The sequence below is a fragment of the Streptomyces wedmorensis genome, assembly GCF_000716445.1.
Lineage (GTDB): Bacteria > Actinomycetota > Actinomycetes > Streptomycetales > Streptomycetaceae > Streptomyces > Streptomyces wedmorensis.
On sequence record NZ_JNWK01000014.1, the window covers coordinates 86499 to 104404 of the forward strand.

Genomic DNA, 17906 nt, shown 5'->3' on the forward strand with positions numbered 1-17906 from the left:
CTCTCATGAAGCATAAAGCGAGCATGTTCAATCAGTCCAGACGCTTGGAGCTGCTGTCGAGCGGACCCGCTCGGGGAGCGGTGCAGGGCGGGAAAGCTCTTCACGAGCGGTGGCGACCGATCCACCGTGATGCTCGATGCAGGCGCGCTACGATCAACTTCGCGCATGGAGCACCGGTCCGACGGCTCCATCAGGGCCGGCGGACCGTCGGGGACTCGGGCGTGCGGTTCGGACGTCTCAGGGCAGGGAAGGGTTGCGGCACATGTCCAAGCAGGAGCGGTGGAGCAGGTTGCTCGAGTTGCTGGCGGTGGAGGGCAGGCTGGACGTGGAACAGGCCGCTGTCGTCGTCGACGTGTCACCCGCCACCATTCGCCGTGACCTCGACGAACTGGCCGAGCAGCGGCTTCTCGTCCGCACCCGCGGCGGGGCGATCGCGCACGGTGTGTCGTACGAGCTCCCGTTGCGCTACAAGTCCTCCCGTCGGGCCTCCGAGAAGCAGCGCATCGCCAGGGCGGTGGCGGACCTGATGACGGCGGGAGACGTCATCGGTCTCAACGGGGGGACGACGAGCACCGAGGTGGCCCGTGCGCTGGCCCTGCGGACGGGTGGAGGCGCGGGCGACTCGGGAGACGGGCATTCCGGCCCCTTGTACACCGTGGTGACCAACGCGCTGAACATCGCCGGCGAGCTGGCGGTCCGTCCGCAGTTCAAGATCGTGGTGACCGGCGGGGTCGCCCGGCCGCAGTCCTACGAGCTGGTGGGGCCGCTGGCGGCGGGAGTGCTGAACGAGGTGGTGCTGGACGTCGCGGTCCTGGGCGCCGACGGTGTGGACGCCAAGCTGGGCGTCATGACGCACCAGGAGGACGAGGCCAGCATCAGCAGGCTCTTCGCGGAGCGCGCACGCAGGGTGGTCCTGGTCGCCGACTCCTCCAAGATGGGCAAGCGCGCCTTCGCCAGGATCTGCGGCCTCGACCGTGTCGACTCCGTCGTCACCGACTCCGGGATCGCCCCGGAGATGGCGGCCAGGCTCACCGAGGCCGGCATCGAAGTGATCACCGTCTGAGGGCACTCGCCACCGAACACACCCACACCGCCCCCCGCGCGTCCCAGGACGCGCGGGGGGCGGTGTGCTGTCCGGCCCCAGGAGCCATCCACGACGCCCAACATCCGGACGATTCGGCATCGTTCGCGTAACGGCCCCTGGCATCCAAGCCCCGTCATCGTGTTTACTTCCACCACAGCAGATGCTCGTTACTGAGCGAAAGCCTGGAGCAGCGCCCAGGTTCATGCACGCTCCGAGCTGCTGTCGTTCCTGCACCCCACCGGCCGCACATCGCCCGACGGCCGGTACACACAAAGGCGGTACTGACGATGAACAAGCGGATGTTCGTGGCGGCCTGCACCATAGGCGTGCTCACTCTCACGGCCTGCGGTGGCAAGGACGGCGGCGCCTCGGCGAACGGCGAGGTGACCCTGAAGCTCGTCGCAGCGGACTACGGAGACAAGGCGTCGAACAGCTCGACCGCCTACTGGAACGACGTGGCACAGCGCTTCACCGCCGCCAACCCGAAGATCAAGGTCGACGTCCAGGTCATCAACTGGAACGACATCGACTCCCAGGTGAAGACGATGATCCAGAGCGGCAACGTGCCGGACGTCCTCCAGACGGGCGGCTACGCCGACAAGGTCGCCGACGACCTCCTGTACAAGGCCGACGAGGTGCTGTCGGAGCCCACCAGGAAGAACCTCATCGACAGCTTCGCCAAGGCCGGCGAGGTCGACGGCACGCAGTACGGCATCCCGTTCGTCTCCTCCGCGCGTGCCTTCTTCTACAACAAGACCTTGTTCGCCAAGGCCGGCATCACCGAGGCGCCCAGGAACTGGGACGAACTCAAGGCCGCCGCGCAGAAGATCAAGGCCAAGGTCCCCGGCGTCACCCCGTACGCCCTTCCCCTCGGCCCCGAGGAGGCACAGGGCGAGTCCCTGATCTGGGAGCTCGGAAACGGCGGCGGCTACACGGACGCCAAGGGCGGCTACACCCTCGACGCCAAGGCCAACGTCGAGGCGTTCTCCTGGCTGAAGACGAACCTCGTCGGCCCCGGCCTCACCTACGCCAACCCCGCCACCACCGACCGCAAGACCGCCTTCGCCGACTTCGCGGCGGGCAAGACCGCCATGCTCAACGGACACCCCTCACTGATCCAGATGTCCAAGGACGGCAAGGTCGACTACGGCGTCGCGCCCATCCCCGGCAAGTCCGGACCCCTGGCGTCCACCCTCGGCGTCGCCGACTGGATGATGGCGTTCAAGGACGGCGGCCACAAGGAAGAGGTCCGCAAGTTCCTCGACTTCGCGTACTCCAAGGAGAACACGCTGAAGTTCGACGAGACGTACAACCTCATGCCGGTCACCGAGGACACCCTCAAGGAGATGACCGCGAACGGCAAGCACAAGGACCTCGAGCCCTTCTTCACACTGCTGCCGAACGCCGTCTTCTACCCGCTCGGCGACACCACCTGGGACGCCGTCTCGGCCGAGATCAAGAAGAGCGGCGGCACCGCCGTGAACGACCCCGCGAAGGTGCTGGGCGAGCTCCAGAAGAAGGCCGAGGCAGCGGTCGCCGACCAGTAGGCCCGCGCCACGTCACGGAAGGCACCTCGTGTCCACCACCTCATCCGCCACCCGCCCCGGCCGCAAGGGCCCGGGCGGCCTGGCCCGCCTCGGCCCACTGCCCTGGATCGGACCCGCGACCCTGCTCATCGTCCTGGTCGTGCTCTGGCCCGTCTACGAGATGGTCCGGACCTCGTTCCTGAAGATCAGCAGCAGCGGTTTCGTCCGCGGCTCGGCCGGAACCGACAAGTACAAGCAGCTGTTCGAGGATCCGGCACTGCCCTCGGTCGTCGTCTCCACCGTCATGTGGACCATCGTCGTGGTCACCACGACGATGGTGATCTCCCTGGCACTGGCCCAGCTGTTCAACCAGCGGTTCCCCGGCCGCCGCGTCACCCGCTGGGCGCTCATCGCACCGTGGGCCGCCTCGCTGGTGATGACCGCGATCGGCTTCAAGTGGATGCTCAACCAGACGTCCGGCGTCCTCAACACCGTCATGAAGGACCTCGGCCTCATCGACGGCCCCAAGGACTGGCTGGGTGACCCGTCCACCGCCTGGCCGTGGATGATGTTCGTGGCCGTCTTCGTCTCGCTGCCCTTCACCACCTACACCCTGCTCGCCGGACTCCAGACCATCCCCACCGAGGTCTACGAGGCGGCCAAGGTCGACGGTACGAACACCTGGCAGACGTATCTGCGGATCACCCTGCCGCTGCTGCGCCCGGCGCTGCTCGTCGGCATGGTGATCAACCTGATCAACGTCTTCAACTCGTTCCCCATCATCTGGAGCATGACCCGCGGCGGCCCGGACAGCGACACCGCCACCACCACGGTCTTCATGTACCAGCTCAAGAACGCCGACATCGGCCAGTCCGCGGCGATGTCCGTCGTCAACTTCGCCCTCGTCGTGGTCATGGTCGTCCTCTTCCTCAAGGCCGCCCGCTGGAACCAGGAGGAGAACCGATGACGCAGCGCACCCTCACGGCCGTACGGTCCACGGCCCCCGCCCCCCACCCCACGACCCCCTCCGCACCCCCGCGGGCCCGGCGCCCGCGGGCCGTCACCCCGCGCGTCCTGCTGACCGCGGCGGCCGCGTGGCTCCTGGCCGCGGTGTTCCTGCTGCCGTACCTGGAGATGGTGGTCACCGCGCTCCGGCCGGCCCACGAACTGCGGGACGCCACCTACCTGCCGAGCGACTTCGAGTGGGCCAACTTCATCGACGTGTGGCGCGAGTCCCACCTCTGGGACAACCTCCGCGTCACCCTGCTCGTCTCCGCCGGATCGACCCTGCTCGTCCTGCTCGTGGCCATCCCCGCCGCGTACTACACCGCCCGGATGAAGTTCCGCGGGCGCAAGCTCTTCCTGCTGCTGGTGCTCATCACACAGATGTTCCAGCCGACGTCGCTGCTGGTCGGCCTCTACCGCGAGTTCTACCAGCTGGACATGCTCAACTCGGTCTGGACCCTGATCCTCTGCAATGGGGCCTTCAACCTGGCCTTCGCGATCTGGATCCTCACCGCGTACTTCTCCTCGATCCCGGAGGCACTCGAAGAAGCCGCCATGATCGACGGACTCGGGCGCGGAGGCGCGCTCCTGCGGATCACCCTGCCGCTGGCGATGCCCGGCGTCGTCACCGCGATGATCTTCACCTTCATCGCCGCGTGGAACGAGTTCGTCATGGGCCTGACCCTCTCCACCGTTCCGGAGAACCAGCCCCTCACGGTGGGCATCAACAGCTTCATCGGCAACTACACCGTCCAGTGGAACTACCTGTTCGCCGGCTCGGTCATCGCCATCGTGCCCGTGGTCGTCCTCTTCGCGCTCATCGAGCGCAAGGTCGTCTCCGGCCTCACCGCCGGCTCCGTCAAGTAACCACCGCCCGCCCGCTCCCTGCCGCCCGCCCGACGACCGGCAAGGGGCGGGCCTTCACGTCGCGCACAGCAAAGGGAAGAACCCGTGCCCCAGCACCGACATGCCCTGACCGCAGCCGCCACCGCTCTCGTGCTCTGCTTGACGTCGGCGGGCTGCGTGGACACCTCCGGCGAGGTCACCCTGCGGCTGGTGGCCGCCGACTACGAGGTGGCCGCCGGCCGGTCCGACAGCACCGAGCGGTACTGGGCAGAGGTCGTCCGTGCCTACGAGTCCGCGCACCCCGGCGTCAACATCGAAGTGGAGATCGTTTCCTGGGACCACATCGACCGCCAGGTGGCGGACATGGTCAAGGCCGGCGAGGCCCCCGACATGGCGCAGATCGCCTCGTACGCGGAGTTCGCCGAGCGGGGCGACCTCTACCGCGTCGACAGCCTGCTCTCGATCCCCGTGGAAACGAACTTCCTGCCCGCACTCGCCGAAGAGGGGCGGTACCGGGGGACGCAGTACGGCATGCCGTTCACGTCCTCGACGCGGCTCCTCTTCTACAACGAGCAGGCGTTCGACCGGGCGGGCATCGAGAAGCCGCCGACGACATGGGCCGAACTGAAGTCCGCAGCCCAGCAGTTGAAGGACCGCACCGGCATCGCGTACCCCATGGCAGTGCCGTTGGGTCCCGAGGAGGCGCAGATCGAGGCGATGGCCTGGATGCTCGGAGGCGGCGGTGGCTACACGGGACTGAACGGCTCCTACGAGATCGACTCACAGAAGAACGTCGACAGCCTGGACTGGGTCAAGGAGAACCTCGTGAAGACGGGACTCACGGGTCCCGTCCCGCCCGAACGCCTCAACCGCAAGGACGCCTACTCGGCGTTCGTACGCGGTGAGGTGGGCATGGTCAACGGGCATCCCTCCCTCCTCCAGCCTGCGCGGGCCGCCGGCATCGACGTCGGCAAGGTGCCCGTGCCCGGCCGCGACGGCAAGTCCCGTGCCGCACCCGCGGTGGTCGACTGGATCATGGCGTTCAAGCGCAACGGGCACCCCCGGGAGATCGGCAGCTTCCTCGACTTCCTCTTCAGCGACGAGAACGTGCGCGAGTTCGCGGCACGCAACAACCTCCTGCCGGTCACCGTCTCGGTCACCCAGCAGATGGAGGCGGACGACCGGCACCGGGACCTCCGCGAGTTCCTGCACGAGCTGCCGACGTCGGTCCTGCCACCCGTGGGCAAGACCTCGTGGGGCGCCGTGGGAGACAGCACCAAGAGAACCATCGGCAGCGCGATGACCGACGGGGGAAGCCCCGCCAAGGCCCTGCGCCGGATCGCCGGCGACGCCTCCCTGGCCGAGCAGGCACACGAGGAATAGGGGCGGAAGGCCCCGGCGGCCACGGATCGCCGCGCCGAGCCCACCCACGCGCGCCACCGTCGCCGCCGCCGTCAGGCGGCGGCGACCTCGCGCTGAAGCTCCTGGGCGAGGAGGGCCGCTCCCATGCACCCCGAGCGATCCCCGAAGGCGGCGGGCAGCACCTCGGGCATGGCCTGGAAGGTCAGCCGTCGGGCCAGGGCATCCCGGAGCGGGGCGAGGCGTCCCCCGCCCGCGCCGCCCAGTTCTCCGCCGATGACCAGCCGTTCGGGGGCGTACAGGGTGACGGCCGTCGCGAGGGTGGCCGCCAGCGCCTCCACGGCCTCCGCGCAGACGGCGCGGGCGACGGCATCGCCCGCGTCGGCGCGGTGGTACATCTCGCCCGCGCCGACCCCGCGCCACCTCGTGAGCAGGGAGTACCGACGGGTGAGCGCGAGGGAGGAGGCGACGGTCTCCAGGCAACCCCGCCCACCGCAGTGGCAGAGTTCGCCGCCGGGCCGGACCACGAGGTGCCCGAGCTCGCCTCCTCCGCCTTGAGCTCCCGGCACGACCTGACCGTCGAGCACCCACGCGGCGGCGATTCCCGCGCCGACGGAGACGAACAGGAAGTTCCGGCTGCCCCGGCCGGCCCCGAGGCGTGCCTCGGCGAGCCCACCGGCGCGCACGTCATGGCCGAAGGCCACGGGCATCTCCAGGTGCTCGGCGACCCAACCCCGCACCGGCATCTCCCGCCATCCCAGCGCACCGGCGAGAACCGCGCTGCCGGACCTGTCGTCCACGACGCCGGGCACCACGATCCCTGCCGCCACCGCGCGGCTGCGCCGGGCAAGGGTGGCGGCGCATTCCAGTACCGTCTCGAGCACGGCGTCCGGCCCTCGCTCCGGGCGGGTGAACCAGCGCTCCCGTTCCCGCAGGACGCCGTCGGGTCCGAGCACACAGCCCTTGATGTACGCCCCGCCAACCTCCAGAGCGACGACGTTCATACACCGATCCGTTTCTTGCATCAGTAGTGCTCGAACATGGGCTATTTATAGCCCTAGTGAGCACTACTGAGCAATTCTGGGCGCGTGGGGCCCGTGACACGCCATCGCCTCGCTCCTGCCCCACCCGCCGGAACTCGCTACGTCACGGGAGCGCCGTAGACGGCCATCTCGTAGAGGGAGTAGCCCCAGGAGGTGGCGCGCGCAACGCCTTGCATGCGGACGTGGGTGACGGGGCGGTCGGAGGCGAGTCGGATGACGTCGTTGCCGCAGGCCGACGGTCGGCGGGTGGCGGCGGAGGTCCAGTTCACGCCGTCCTCGGAGGTCTCGATGCGGTACTCGGCGGCGCACGCCGCCTCCCAGGCGAGGGTCACCGCGGCGATTCGGGCCGGCGTCGCGAGCCTGACCTGCACCCACTCGTCGTCGCCGTACCCGGAGGCCCATCGGGTGCCGGTGGAACCGTCGTTGACGTGACGGGCGGCCAGCCGGTCGAGGTCGGCCTCGACGCTGGACGCCGTCGCGGTGCCCTTCAACGCGAGGTTCTCGCCGCCGCCGGCCACGTCCCACAGCTCCAGCATGACGTCGGACCGTACGAGGAAGGCGTCGAGGACGCCGTCGCCGACCTTGGTCCGGGCCTTCCCCCAGGTGTTGCGCGCCGGGTCGACCCGTACCGCACCGGCCTGTTCCTGGAGGTCACGGGAGTGGGCGAGCAGCTCCTGGGAGCGATCTCGGTCGCCCGTCCGGCGCGCGGAGACGGCGTCCACCATGGCGACCGTCGCGCGGCCCCACAGCTCCGTGGCGTCGAGCCACGCGTCCGCGTCGGCCACGAAGCCCTCCTGCACCGCTCCGGCGCGGATCCGTGCCGGAGCCTCTGCGACGGAGACGGCGTACATCCGCAGTGCGGCCAGGGCCTCGGTGCGCAGACCGGCGTTCCAGTCCGTCCAGAAACGCTCGACCCTGCGGCTCAGTTCGGGCGCCTGCTCCTGCCACGGCGTCGCTCCGAAGGTGGGCGCGAGGTGCTCCAGGTCCGCGAAGACGCGGAGCGCCGCGGCCGCCGCGCCGTCGCCGCCCGCGAGATAGTCCATGGCCCGGGTCCAGCTCGCGCCGGCGTCGTAACCGCGGTCGTTCCACGCGAAGTCGGCGGCGCCGAACACCGCGATCTTGCTGGCGTAGGGCTGGTTCATGGGGTTGGCGACGATGCCGTTCAGATGCGCGGACAGTCCGGCCTCGCGCTTGTCGTACGGGGCGAGCAGCAGCCGGCCGCTGGTGGCGCCGAAGTCGTTGACCGGGTAGTTGTCCCAGACGAAGACCTTGCGGCCGAACAGCTTCGAGGCCGCGTCCGCCTGCGCGTTGGTGATCGACGGGGGAACGACGTCGGTGCCGGTCCACATGACGACGACCGCGGGGTCGAGGGAGGCCCGCACGGTCCGCTTGTACGCCGAGTCGCCGAGGTCCCCGTACTCCGTGGGCACCATCTGCAGGGGCCGCGTCCCCGGGCGGGCGGCGACGAAGGTGCGCTGGAGGTCGTTGAGCAGGTCCACCTGTGCCTGTGCGGCGGCGGCACGTCCGGGAGCCCCGTAGGCCTTCCGGTCCCCGTCGCAGTTCCACGACGTGTAGTCGATGTCGTCCAGCGGGATGGAGAACGCCCGGGCACCCAGGTCGTGGACGGTCTCCAGCTTCGCCTTCAGCGCGGCGCGGTCCGCGGGGTCCGAGTAGCAGATGGACGCGCCCGGCGACACGGCGAAGGTGAACGCCACGTGGTTGGCGTTCGCCCGCTCGATCAGCCCGCCCAGCTCGGCGAGCTTGTCCGACGGGTACGGCTGACGCCACCTGTCCCGGTGGTACGGGTCGTCCTTCGGGGCGTACACGTAGGTGTTGGCCTTGACGTCGCCGTAGAAGTCCATCTGGTCCAGGCGCTCGGCCGGGGTCCACGGCGCGCCGTAGAAGCCTTCGATCGTGCCGCGCAGGGGCATGGAGGGATGGTCGCTGACGCGGGCGCCCGCGATGCTCCAGCCGCCGTCGGCGGTGCGGACGAAGAGCTGCCGCAAGGTCTGGACGGCGTAGTACTGCCCGGAGCCGTCCGTGCCGCCCAGCGCGACCTGCCGCTCCGGGGCGTCCGCGGTCACCCGCAGCGCGTAGCCCTCCGGGTGGCCGGGAACGGTCGTGCCGGCGAGGGCCGCGGCGATGTCGGGCCTCGACGCGGGCCCCAGCCGTACGGTGAGCAGACCGCGCGCGCCGGTGTGACCCGGCGCCACGACGTCCACCCTCTCGGCTCCGTGGGCCCGCAACTCGCTTACGAGGCGGTCACGCGCGGCCCGGTCGGTGCGGTCGTCGGCGGCCACGAGGACCCGCCCGGTGACCACGGCGTCCGTTCCCGACCTGTCGATCGACCGGGGCGTGGGGGAGACGGAAGGAAGTGCGGCGGTGACGGAAGGTGCGGTGTGGGCCGGTTGTCCCAGGCTCATCTGTCCGGCGACGAGTGCGACGAGGAGCGAGGTGCTGAGTAGGGAGCGGGGTCTCTTCACGGCTGCCTCCGACGGGGGAGAGGCAGGGCTGCCTGACCGGGAGCCCTGCACAACTGCTTGAATTGACAGGGTTGTTGGAGAAATCTGGGCGGTACACGCTCGCACGGGCTTGATTTGTTGTCTAGACCACTTGTCGGGAGTGGTCGTCCTGGCGAGCTCCCGTGGGCACCATGACCACTCCGCTGCCCACCGTGACAGGCGCGCAGCGGAGCGGTCGGGTGTGATGCGGCGTGATCGGTTTCCGGTCGGTGATGCGGCCGGCGTCAGAGCTCTTCAGGCGTTACGGAGTGCCGTCGGGCGCGAGACGCGAGGCTCGACCCGTTCCGGGGTGATCGGTCGGCGGCCGGTTCAGTTGTGGACGGTGAGCGCGGTGTCGTCGAGCAGGAAGTAGGTCGGCGTGGCCGTGTCCTCCGTGCTCGTGAACTTCAAGGTGACGTTCTGTCCGGCGACAGGGGCGAGGTCGACCGTCTTCTGCACGTAGCCGGTGGACGCGTTCAGGTTGGAGTACGTGGCCAGGGTGGTGCCGTTGGCCGTGACGGTCAGCTGGTCGTACGGGGTGGTCGTGGTGCTCTCGTTGGTGACGACGCGCAGCCAGAAGCTGACGGTGGCTTTGCAGCCGTAGGGGACGAACACCGTCTGCGTCAGCGTGTCGCTGACCCTGGCACCGTTGCCGCCCACCAGCGCCTTCCAGGTGCCGGTGCGGGGGAACAGCCAGGAGCTGTCGTTGCTGATGACGGTGCCGTTGCCGGTCGTGGTCCACGCGGTGTTGCCGGACTCGAAGCCCGCGTTGCCGAGCAGCTGCGTCGTGGTGCAGGCGCCGATGGCGTAGGTGAGCCAGGAGAACGAGACGGTGTCGAGGGCGCCGGTGGAGTCCGTGGCGGTGAGCGTGATGGTGTGGTTGCCGGCCGTGGTGGGAGCGCCGGTGATCTTGCCGGTGGAGGCGTTGAGGCTCAGGCCCGCGGGCAGGCCGGTGGCCGTGTAGGTCATACCGCCGGCGTTGCTGGTGACGGCCTGGATCTGCAGGCTCACCGCCGTGCCGGTCTGGGAGACCTGGTCACCGGGGTTGGTCAGCGTCACGCCCTGGGTGATGCGGGGGCCGACGTTGACCGCGGCCCAGGCGTTGGCGGCGTTCTTGTACGTGGGGCTGCTCGCCCCGTACAGGTCGGCGGCGGCCTGGAGGGTGGCGGTGCGGGCGCCTGCGTAGTTCGTGTTGGAGGTCATGTAGGTGGTCAGCGCCCGGTACCAGATCTTCGCGGCCGTGTCGCGGCCGATCGGGTTGACCGGCAGGCCGTCGGAGGTCGGGCTGTTGTAGCTGACTCCGTTGACCGTCTTGGCGCCGCTGCCCTCGGAGGCCAGGTAGAACCAGTGGTTGGCCGGGCCGGAGGACCAGTGGACGTCGATGCCGCCGATGCCGGAGTACCAGGAGTCCTTGGACGCACCGTCCTTGGACGGCCGGTCCATGTAGCGCAGCGGCTTGCCGTCGAGGTCGATGTTGATCTTCTCGCCGATGAGGTAGTCACCGGCGTCGGCGGAGTTGTGGGCCCAGAACTCCACGGTGGTGGCCATGATGTCGGACGTGGCCTCGTTCAGGCCGCCGGACTCGTTGCTGTAGATCAGGCCGGCGGTGTAGCCGGTGACGGCGTGCGTCATCTCGTGCGCCGCGACGTCGATCGAGGTGAGCGGGTTGGCGTTGTAGTAGCCGTCGCCGTAGGTCATGCAGAAGCAGGCTTCCCACCAGAACGCGTTCCGGTAGATGTTGTCGTAGTGGACGCGGGAGTGGGGCGCCACGCCGTCGTTCCTGACGCCGTTACGGGCATGGACGTTCTTGTAGTAGTCCCAGGCCAGCTGCGCGCCGTAGGCGGCGTCCACACCGGCGGTCTGCGCGTTGCCGGGCGCGCCGGTGCCCCAGACGTCGTCGGGGTCGGTGAACGTCGTGCCGACGGGAATGTTGCCGCCGAAGGGGTCGTCGTAGGCGTGGTCGAGGTCGGTGGTCTTGTGGCCGCCGCGGGTGTTGTCGATCATGCTGTAGTTGCCGGCGGACCCGGAAGTGCCGAGGGTGACCTGGCCGGCGTACTGGCTGTTGCCGGTGCCGTTCTTGACGGCCTGGTACTCGAAGAGCTTGGCGCCGGTGGCCGCGTCGGTGATGACGTGCAGTTCGGAGGGGGTCTTGTCGTGCTGCACGCCGCCGACGACGGTCTCCCAGGCCAGGGTGGGTCTGTCGGCGGCGGCCCAGACGACCTTGCGGACCGAGTCCGCCCTCGGGGACGTGGCGCCTTCGGAGTTGGCGCGCCCCAGTGCGAAGGACTTCGCCGAATCGGCCGTCTTGACCGCGGTGGTGGAGGCGACGGCGATCGTCGCCCGGGTGGCCTTGGTGACGCTCTTGACAGCGCCGTTGGCGGCCGAGTGCACGACCAGGTCTCCGCCGAGGACCGGCAGGCCGGCGAAGGTGCGCTCGTAGCGGGTGTGCAGCGTGCCGTCGGCGTCCTTCAGGACGGACTTCGGCAGCAACTGCTCCTGCGCGCCCAGGCCCAGGGCATGGGCGGTGGTGGCGCGGTGCGCCTGCGCGTCGGCGAGCAGCGCCGCGTGCTGGGCCGGGGTGAGCGCCGCCTTCAGAGCGCCGGCTCGGGGCGCCGGGCTGAGGGAGGCGGCCGGTGCTTGGGTGCCCGTGGCGGCGGGGGCGGGAAGTGTGGAGGCGGGAAGCGCGGAGGCGGGAAGCGCGGCGGCGACCATGGCGACGCCGGCTATCAGGGCACCCGCGGCGACGGCTTTGCGGGGGGAACGTCTCACAGTGAACTCCTAGGACGGTGGCCGAGGGGCTCGGCCGGACACCGGGCGGACGACGGAGCCGCCCGGGGAGCGGCGCCGATGTTCAGCGCCGGGGCATCGGTCGTGCGCGAAGTCAGGGAGTGACGGTGAGGGTGACGTCGTCGAGCATGAAGGACGTCTGGAAGGCGTAGTCCTCCGCGGCCGTGAACTTCAGGGTGACGCTCTGTCCGGCGAAGGCGGAGAGGTCGAAGGTCTTCTTCACGTAGTCCGTGTTCTTGTCCAGGTTGGAGTACGTGGCCAGGGTGGTCCCGTTCACCTGGACCTTCAGCGTGTCGTACACCGTGCTCATGATCTCGTCGGTGTTGATGTGCAGCCAGTACGTCAGGGTGGCGGGGCACCCGGCCGGGATGGTCACCGTCTGAGACAGGGTGTCGGTCTGCGTCCGGCCGTAGCCGGCCATCCAGGCCTTCCACGTACCGGTGCGCGGCTGCGTCTTGATGCCGTTGTCGATGACACCGGCGGTGGCGGTCCATGCCGTGTCGCCGGACTCGAAGCCGGAGTTGCCGAGCAGCTGCACCGGGTTGCACGGGCCGGGAGTGTAGATCTTCCAGGGGAACGCGGCGGTGGAGGAGGCGTTGGTGGAGTCCTTCACCGTGACCGTGACGTTGCTGGTGCCCAGCGTGGTCGCGGTGCCGGATATCAGGCCGGTGGAGGCGTTGATCGACAGTCCGGCGGGCAGGCCGGTGGCCGAGTAGGTCAGCGGGCCGGAGTTGGTGCTGATGGCCTTGACCTGCAGGCTCCCGGCGGTGCCGACCGCCGTGTACTGGTTGCCCGGGTCGGTGATCCTCACGCCCAGGGGGAGGCGGGCGCCGACGTTGACGGCGGCCCAGGCGTTGGCTGTGTGGACGTAGGTGGCGCTGCCGTCGCCGTACAGGTCGGAGGCGGCCCGGAGGGTGGCGAGGCGGGCGCCGGCGTAGTTGGTGGAGCCGGTCATGTAGGTGGTCAGCGCGCGGTACCAGATCTTCATCGCGGCGTCCCGGCCGATCGCGGTGACCGGCAGCCCGTCGTAGGTCGGGCTGTTGTAGCTGACTCCGTTGACCGTCTTGGCGCCGCTGCCCTCGGAGGCCAGGTAGAACCAGTGGTTCGCCGGTCCGGAGGAGTAGTGGACGTCGACCTCGCTGAGGGTGGAGTACCAGTAGTCCTTGGACTTGCCGTCCCTGGAGGGCTGGTCCATGTAGCGCAGCGGGGTGCCGTTCCCGCGGATGTCGATCTTCTCGCCGACCAGGTAGTCGCCGACGTCGTTGGCGTTGTTCGCCGAGAACTCCACCGCGGCGGCGAAGATGTCGGAGGTGGCCTCGTTCAGGCCGCCGGACTCGCCGCTGTAGATGAGGCGGGCGGTGTTGCCGGTGACGCCGTGCGTCATCTCGTGGGCGGCCACGTCGATAGAGGTGAGCGGATGGGCGTTGCCGTCACCGTCGCCGTAGGTCATGCAGAAGCAGGACGAGTCCCAGAAGGCGTTGACGTAGGCGTCGCCGTAGTGGACCCGGGAGTAGGCGGCCACACCGTCGTTCCTGATGCCGTTGCGGGCATGGACGTTCTTGTAGTAGTCCCAGGTCAGCTGGGCGCCGTAGTGCGCGTCCACGCCGGCCGTCTGCGTGTTGGCCGGCAGGCCGTTGCCCCAGACGTCGTCGGCGTCGGTGAACAGAGTGCCCTGTTGGCTGTCGTTGGACGAGTGGCCCATGTCGTAGGTCTTGTGACCGCCACGGGGGGTGTCGTTCATGGTGTGGCTGCCCGCGGATCCCGAGGTCCCGATGGTGACCTGGCCGCTGTACTGGCTGTTGCCGACGCCGGTGTGGATCTCGTCGTACGCGAAGATCTCGGCGCCGGTGGTCGCGTCGCTGATCACGTGCATCCGGCTGGGGGTGCCGTCGTGCTGGAGCCCGCCGACCACGGCCTCCCAGGCCAGGACCGGCTTGCCCGAGCCGGCCCAGACCACCTTGCGGACCAGGCCGGCCTTCGGGGCCTTCGAGCCCTCGGCCTTGGCCTTGGCCAGCGCGACTGCCTTCGCCGACTCTGCGCTCCTGGCGGCCTTCGTGGAGGCGACGCTGATCGTGGCCTTGGTGTCCTTGGTGACCTCCCTGACGGTGCCGTTCGCTGCCGCGTGCACGATCAGCTCGCCGCCCAGGACCGGAAGGCCGGCGTAGGTGCGGTCGTAACGCGTGTGCACCGTGCCGTCCGCGTCCTTGAGCACGGACTGGACCACCAACGCCTCCTGCGCACCCAGGCCCAGGGCTTTGGCCGTGGCAGCGCGCCTGGCCGTGGCGTCGGCGACCAGGGCGGCACGCTCGGCCGGGCTGAGCCCGACCTGCAGCGCACCGGCCCGGGGCGTGGCGCCGGCGGAAGCGGCCCGCGCCCCCGCCGGGGCCGGAGAGCCGGCGTGCGCGGTGCCGGCCGGAAGCGTCGCGGCGACCATGGCGGCACCGGCTATCAGCACTCCCGCGCTGACAGCCTTTCGGGAAGAACGTCTCACTCTGAGCTCCTTGACTGACGACCGAGGGTCTCGGCCGTTGATGAATCGGGCGGCTCGGTCCGAGCCGCCTCGACGGAACCGACGAAGTGGTGCGCGATCAACTGCCGCCGAGAGACTGCGCGTTACGAGCATGTTCTCTGCGTCAGATTGCTCAGAAGAGTGCCATGGTTGCGTTAACTCGTCATTACGCCGACGCAGGTTGGCTGGAATCCACGCCTCCAGATGTCCTGTGTGGTCTGGACCTGCGAGTGGTCGCACCTACGGCATAGGACCGTCGGCGCTGCTTAAGCGGGGCTGCGCGAAGGAAAAGGGTCAAGCGGCCGGCTCGCGCGCTGCGGCAAGATGTCGCCATGCGCGATCAGCCTTCCGGATGGGTGACCCTCTTCTGCTTCGAGAACGTCGCCGGCCACCCGCAGCCAGGCCACCTGACGGCGGTTTGACTGCGGGACCGCGGTATCGACTGGTACCCCTTCGCCGACGACGAGGTCGAGATCGACTTGATGTGTGGTGTGCGCCCGGATGGCCACTGGCACGGCACCGTCGCCGTCCGCTTCCGTGCCGATGCCCTTCAGCGGCTCGGCCTGCACCCCGACCAGCCCACCTCGGCGCCGGCGGACCCGCCGCCGCCACGGTGGTGGGGACCCTGGGCTCGATGAGCCTCGATCATTGCCGAGCGAGGACGCGAGAGCGCAGACGCCGTCGATCCCCACGAGATTCCCTACGGTCGTCCTGGCCTTCGACCGGCGGCCCGACCGGCCGGCGATGCCCTCGCTGCTGCGGGTCTACGTCCCCGACGCGGACGCCGCCATGGCGACCGCCGTCACGCACGGGGCGCAGGTGATCACCGAAGCCGCTGACAGCGCGTGGGGAGATCGCGACGGCCGGGTCCAGGATCCCTTCGGCGACATCTGGTGGGTCATGAGCCGGGTCGAGGACATCGCACCGGACCGGGCCTGGCAACGCATGTCCGAGCCGAAGTACGCCGACGCGATGCGCATGGCCCAGGAGACCCTGGACGCCGCGCTCAGTGGACAGGCGTCAGGGGTGGCAAGCGTCCCGCAGCACCCGACCAAGTGAGCCTCCGACCTGACTACGAATGAGTGAGCCTCCAACCTGACTACGAATGGCGGGAGTCGGGGGGCGACCGCGCGGCAGGGAAGCGACGAACCCTCCGACGGCTGCCGTCGGTCACACCCCCGCTCCGCCCGGCCCCGTCCCCCTCACCGCCGCCGCCCCCAAGGCGCCGTCGACACTCTGGTCGTACCAAGAGACCGGCCGCCCCTACCCGCGCTTGGCGCGCCACCTGAACGTCGAGGATCGCGGGAGATCACGGAAGTCGTGCCACGAAGACGAACTCTCCCCCTGGGCGGTCGGGCGCATCGAGCACGTCCAGGCTGACCTTTCGGGATCGAGAGAATGTCCGGCATGGGTACAGACATGAGCGGATTCCTCGAATATCGAGCGGCGCAGGGCGGTCGGGAGGCTGCCTGGTCCACCGCGCACGACCTCTCCTCCCTCAACGACATCCGCAACTACGATGCGTTCGGCTGCCTCTTCGGGGTCCGCAACTACGCCAACTTCCGCCCCCTGGCTGCAAACCGAGGCCTGCCCGCCGACGCCTCGGCCACCGTGACCGCACGCTTCGCGCAGCTGACCGAGTGGTACGGCGAGGATGGTTTCCACGGCACCACGTGGATCACATGGGCCGAGGTGAAAGCCGTCGACTGGGACGAGCTCGCAGAGAAGACCGACAGCCGGCTTCACCAGTACCGCCAGACCCCGGACGGCCTCAGGATGACGGGCAAAGCCTCCTGGAGCCCTGCCTTCGCCGAGGCTGTAGGTCTCGAAACCGGTGAACACCGGAACTGGCCCGAAGGAAGTCAGTGGCTCGTCGGGGACACGCTCTACAGAGCAGTCACCATCCGCCGCAGACACGCCGTCACCGAAACCGGCGAGTGGCAACCCGTCTGGAAGGCCATGGAAGCACTCGCAGCACAGCATGGTGACGACAACGTGCGCCTCGTAGTGTGGTTCGACGACTGAGCGAGTCGCTGTCGTCCAGTGTGCTTCACCCCGACCCACGACTCCTGGGCCAATCCGATCGAGGCGCACTTCGGACCGCTGAGGCAATTTCACCATCGCCGACTCCAACCACCCCAACCACACCGTCCAGACCCGGGCCCTGCACGTCTACCTGCGCTCGTGCAACGCCAACGCCCGTCACGCCGACATACTCGCCGCCCAACGCCGAGAAAGCGTCCGCATCCGCGGCGAGAAGGGCATCCTCCGGGGAGGTCACCCCATCCTCGAGGCCGTGGCCTGAACCGTCCTGAGCATGCGGCACACCGCACACGTTTCCCGGATCACCGCCTCGGGCGGCCGCTGTCGCCGTCGGGGGCTTCGGCGAGTTCGGCGCGCAACTGGTTGCGGGTGCGCACCAGAATCCGCCCAAGCATGTTCTTGCCGTTCCCGGTCCTGCCCCGACCCCAGTAGTGATCGGTGGTGGTGTCTTCGACGATCTCTTCGTCACCGGTGGACAGGAGAATGTCACGGATATCGGCATGCGCGCGGAACTTGGTTGCCACCGCACGGCGCATCACGTCGTCCTTGACCCGCTCCCAGTCCCTCCGCAGAGGTCTGGACGAGTCACGGCCCAGCTCCGCCGCCCGAAGCGGCGTGCGCGCACGCCGGATGAGATCAGCGTGACGAGTGCCCTTGAACTTCTGCGCCTGGAAGTAGTGCTCCGGGGTCGGCCACCAGACCCCGTCGAGGTCAAAGCCGTGATCGGAAAAGTTCGAGAAGCATCCATAAGGGACTTCGTCGGCGCCATAGAAGTAAATCGTCATGGGAACCTCACGCGTGTCACGGAAGCCCGCACCGTGTCAGGAACGCCCCAGCCCCCGCAACCGGTTTTCGTCGCCAGAGTCGGTCGGTGACCAGGCATCACGACGCGCGCCGTGGAGGGGAGAAACACGGTGGTCCCGGCCGGAAGGCACCCATAGCATCCGCCTATGACCGAAGACATCAGGATCGCGGGCGACGAGCATGAAGCGGAGGCTGAAAGGGAGCTTTCCTGGCGGGCTGAATCCGTCGGCCTCGCAGTACTCGACATGGACGACGCAGAGCTCATGCACAGCTGGCGATCCGATCCTGTAGTCGCCCACCAGATGGGCATCTGGCCACGTTCACTCACCGCCGGCTGAACCGTCCTCGTGCCTGGGATGCCTGACCCGGGACGGCGTAGGGATCCCGCTCCGTGGACCG

The 17906-nt window shown here is 69.0% G+C and carries 14 protein-coding genes and 1 pseudogene; 9 read left to right on the forward strand and 6 right to left on the reverse strand.

Features of this window, described 5'->3' with window-relative positions; all coding sequences use genetic code 11:
• Positions 1-262 precede the first annotated feature (262 nt).
• The 5 genes from OO54_RS13930 (at position 263) to OO54_RS13950 (ending at position 5844) form a co-directional block, all read left to right on the forward strand.
• Entirely contained in the window at positions 263-1063 is an 801-nt protein-coding gene (locus tag OO54_RS13930; RefSeq protein WP_033203170.1) for a DeoR/GlpR family DNA-binding transcription regulator, read from the forward strand.
• A gap of 308 nt (positions 1064-1371) precedes the next feature.
• Entirely contained in the window at positions 1372-2631 is a 1260-nt protein-coding gene (locus tag OO54_RS13935; protein ID WP_033203171.1) for an extracellular solute-binding protein, read from the forward strand.
• Positions 2632-2659: 28 nt separating this feature from the next.
• Entirely contained in the window at positions 2660-3577 is a 918-nt protein-coding gene (locus OO54_RS13940) for a carbohydrate ABC transporter permease (protein ID WP_033203172.1), read from the forward strand.
• Complete coding sequence (locus tag OO54_RS13945; RefSeq protein WP_033203173.1) at positions 3574-4482, forward strand: carbohydrate ABC transporter permease; 909 nt, start codon at positions 3574-3576, stop codon at positions 4480-4482. Before OO54_RS13940 ends, OO54_RS13945 begins: the two co-directional genes overlap by 4 nt.
• Before the next feature lie 84 nt (positions 4483-4566).
• The gene (locus tag OO54_RS13950; RefSeq protein ID WP_033203174.1) at positions 4567-5844 is read left to right on the forward strand and encodes an extracellular solute-binding protein; all 1278 of its coding nucleotides are present in this window, start codon (positions 4567-4569) and stop codon (positions 5842-5844) included.
• Between the two features lie 71 nt (positions 5845-5915).
• Here OO54_RS13950 and OO54_RS13955 read toward each other — a convergent pair whose 3' ends face one another.
• From OO54_RS13955 to OO54_RS46385, 5 genes are all read right to left on the reverse strand, one after another.
• Positions 5916-6824 (reverse strand): ROK family protein, encoded by a 909-nt coding sequence (locus OO54_RS13955; RefSeq protein ID WP_033203175.1) that lies wholly within the window; start codon positions 6822-6824, stop codon positions 5916-5918.
• Between the two features lie 137 nt (positions 6825-6961).
• Positions 6962-9346, reverse strand: coding sequence for a glycoside hydrolase family 84 protein (locus OO54_RS13960; RefSeq protein ID WP_425348019.1), 2385 nt, complete (start codon positions 9344-9346; stop codon positions 6962-6964).
• A 348-nt stretch (positions 9347-9694) separates the two neighbouring features.
• A complete protein-coding gene (locus OO54_RS13965; protein WP_033203176.1) occupies positions 9695-12133 on the reverse strand; it encodes a M4 family metallopeptidase in 2439 nt (812 codons plus the stop codon).
• Positions 12134-12245: 112 nt separating this feature from the next.
• Positions 12246-14642, reverse strand: a complete 2397-nt coding sequence (locus OO54_RS13970; RefSeq protein ID WP_234439230.1) for a M4 family metallopeptidase — start codon at positions 14640-14642, stop codon at positions 12246-12248.
• Positions 14643-14926: 284 nt separating this feature from the next.
• Complete coding sequence (locus OO54_RS46385) at positions 14927-15229, reverse strand: hypothetical protein (RefSeq protein ID WP_167348135.1); 303 nt, start codon at positions 15227-15229, stop codon at positions 14927-14929.
• 79 nt (positions 15230-15308) lie between these two features.
• On the opposite strand from OO54_RS46385, the gene OO54_RS13975 reads away from it, so the two are divergent.
• The 3 genes and pseudogenes from OO54_RS13975 to OO54_RS47365 all read left to right on the forward strand — a co-directional run.
• The gene (locus OO54_RS13975; protein ID WP_051786934.1) at positions 15309-15719 is read left to right on the forward strand and encodes a VOC family protein; all 411 of its coding nucleotides are present in this window, start codon (positions 15309-15311) and stop codon (positions 15717-15719) included.
• A 348-nt stretch (positions 15720-16067) separates the two neighbouring features.
• Positions 16068-16685, forward strand: a complete 618-nt coding sequence (locus OO54_RS13980; protein ID WP_033203225.1) for a hypothetical protein — start codon at positions 16068-16070, stop codon at positions 16683-16685.
• A gap of 18 nt (positions 16686-16703) precedes the next feature.
• Positions 16704-16965: pseudogene (locus OO54_RS47365) on the forward strand (IS630 family transposase); the annotation flags it as partial.
• Positions 16966-17005: 40 nt separating this feature from the next.
• Here OO54_RS47365 and OO54_RS13985 read toward each other — a convergent pair.
• Positions 17006-17488, reverse strand: a complete 483-nt coding sequence (locus OO54_RS13985) for a riboflavin biosynthesis intermediates N-glycosidase (protein ID WP_051786935.1) — start codon at positions 17486-17488, stop codon at positions 17006-17008.
• Between the two features lie 165 nt (positions 17489-17653).
• On the opposite strand from OO54_RS13985, the gene OO54_RS13990 reads away from it, so the two are divergent.
• On the forward strand, positions 17654-17845 hold the full coding sequence (locus OO54_RS13990) for a hypothetical protein (protein ID WP_033203178.1): 192 nt from the start codon (positions 17654-17656) through the stop codon (positions 17843-17845).
• Positions 17846-17906: the final 61 nt, after the last annotated feature.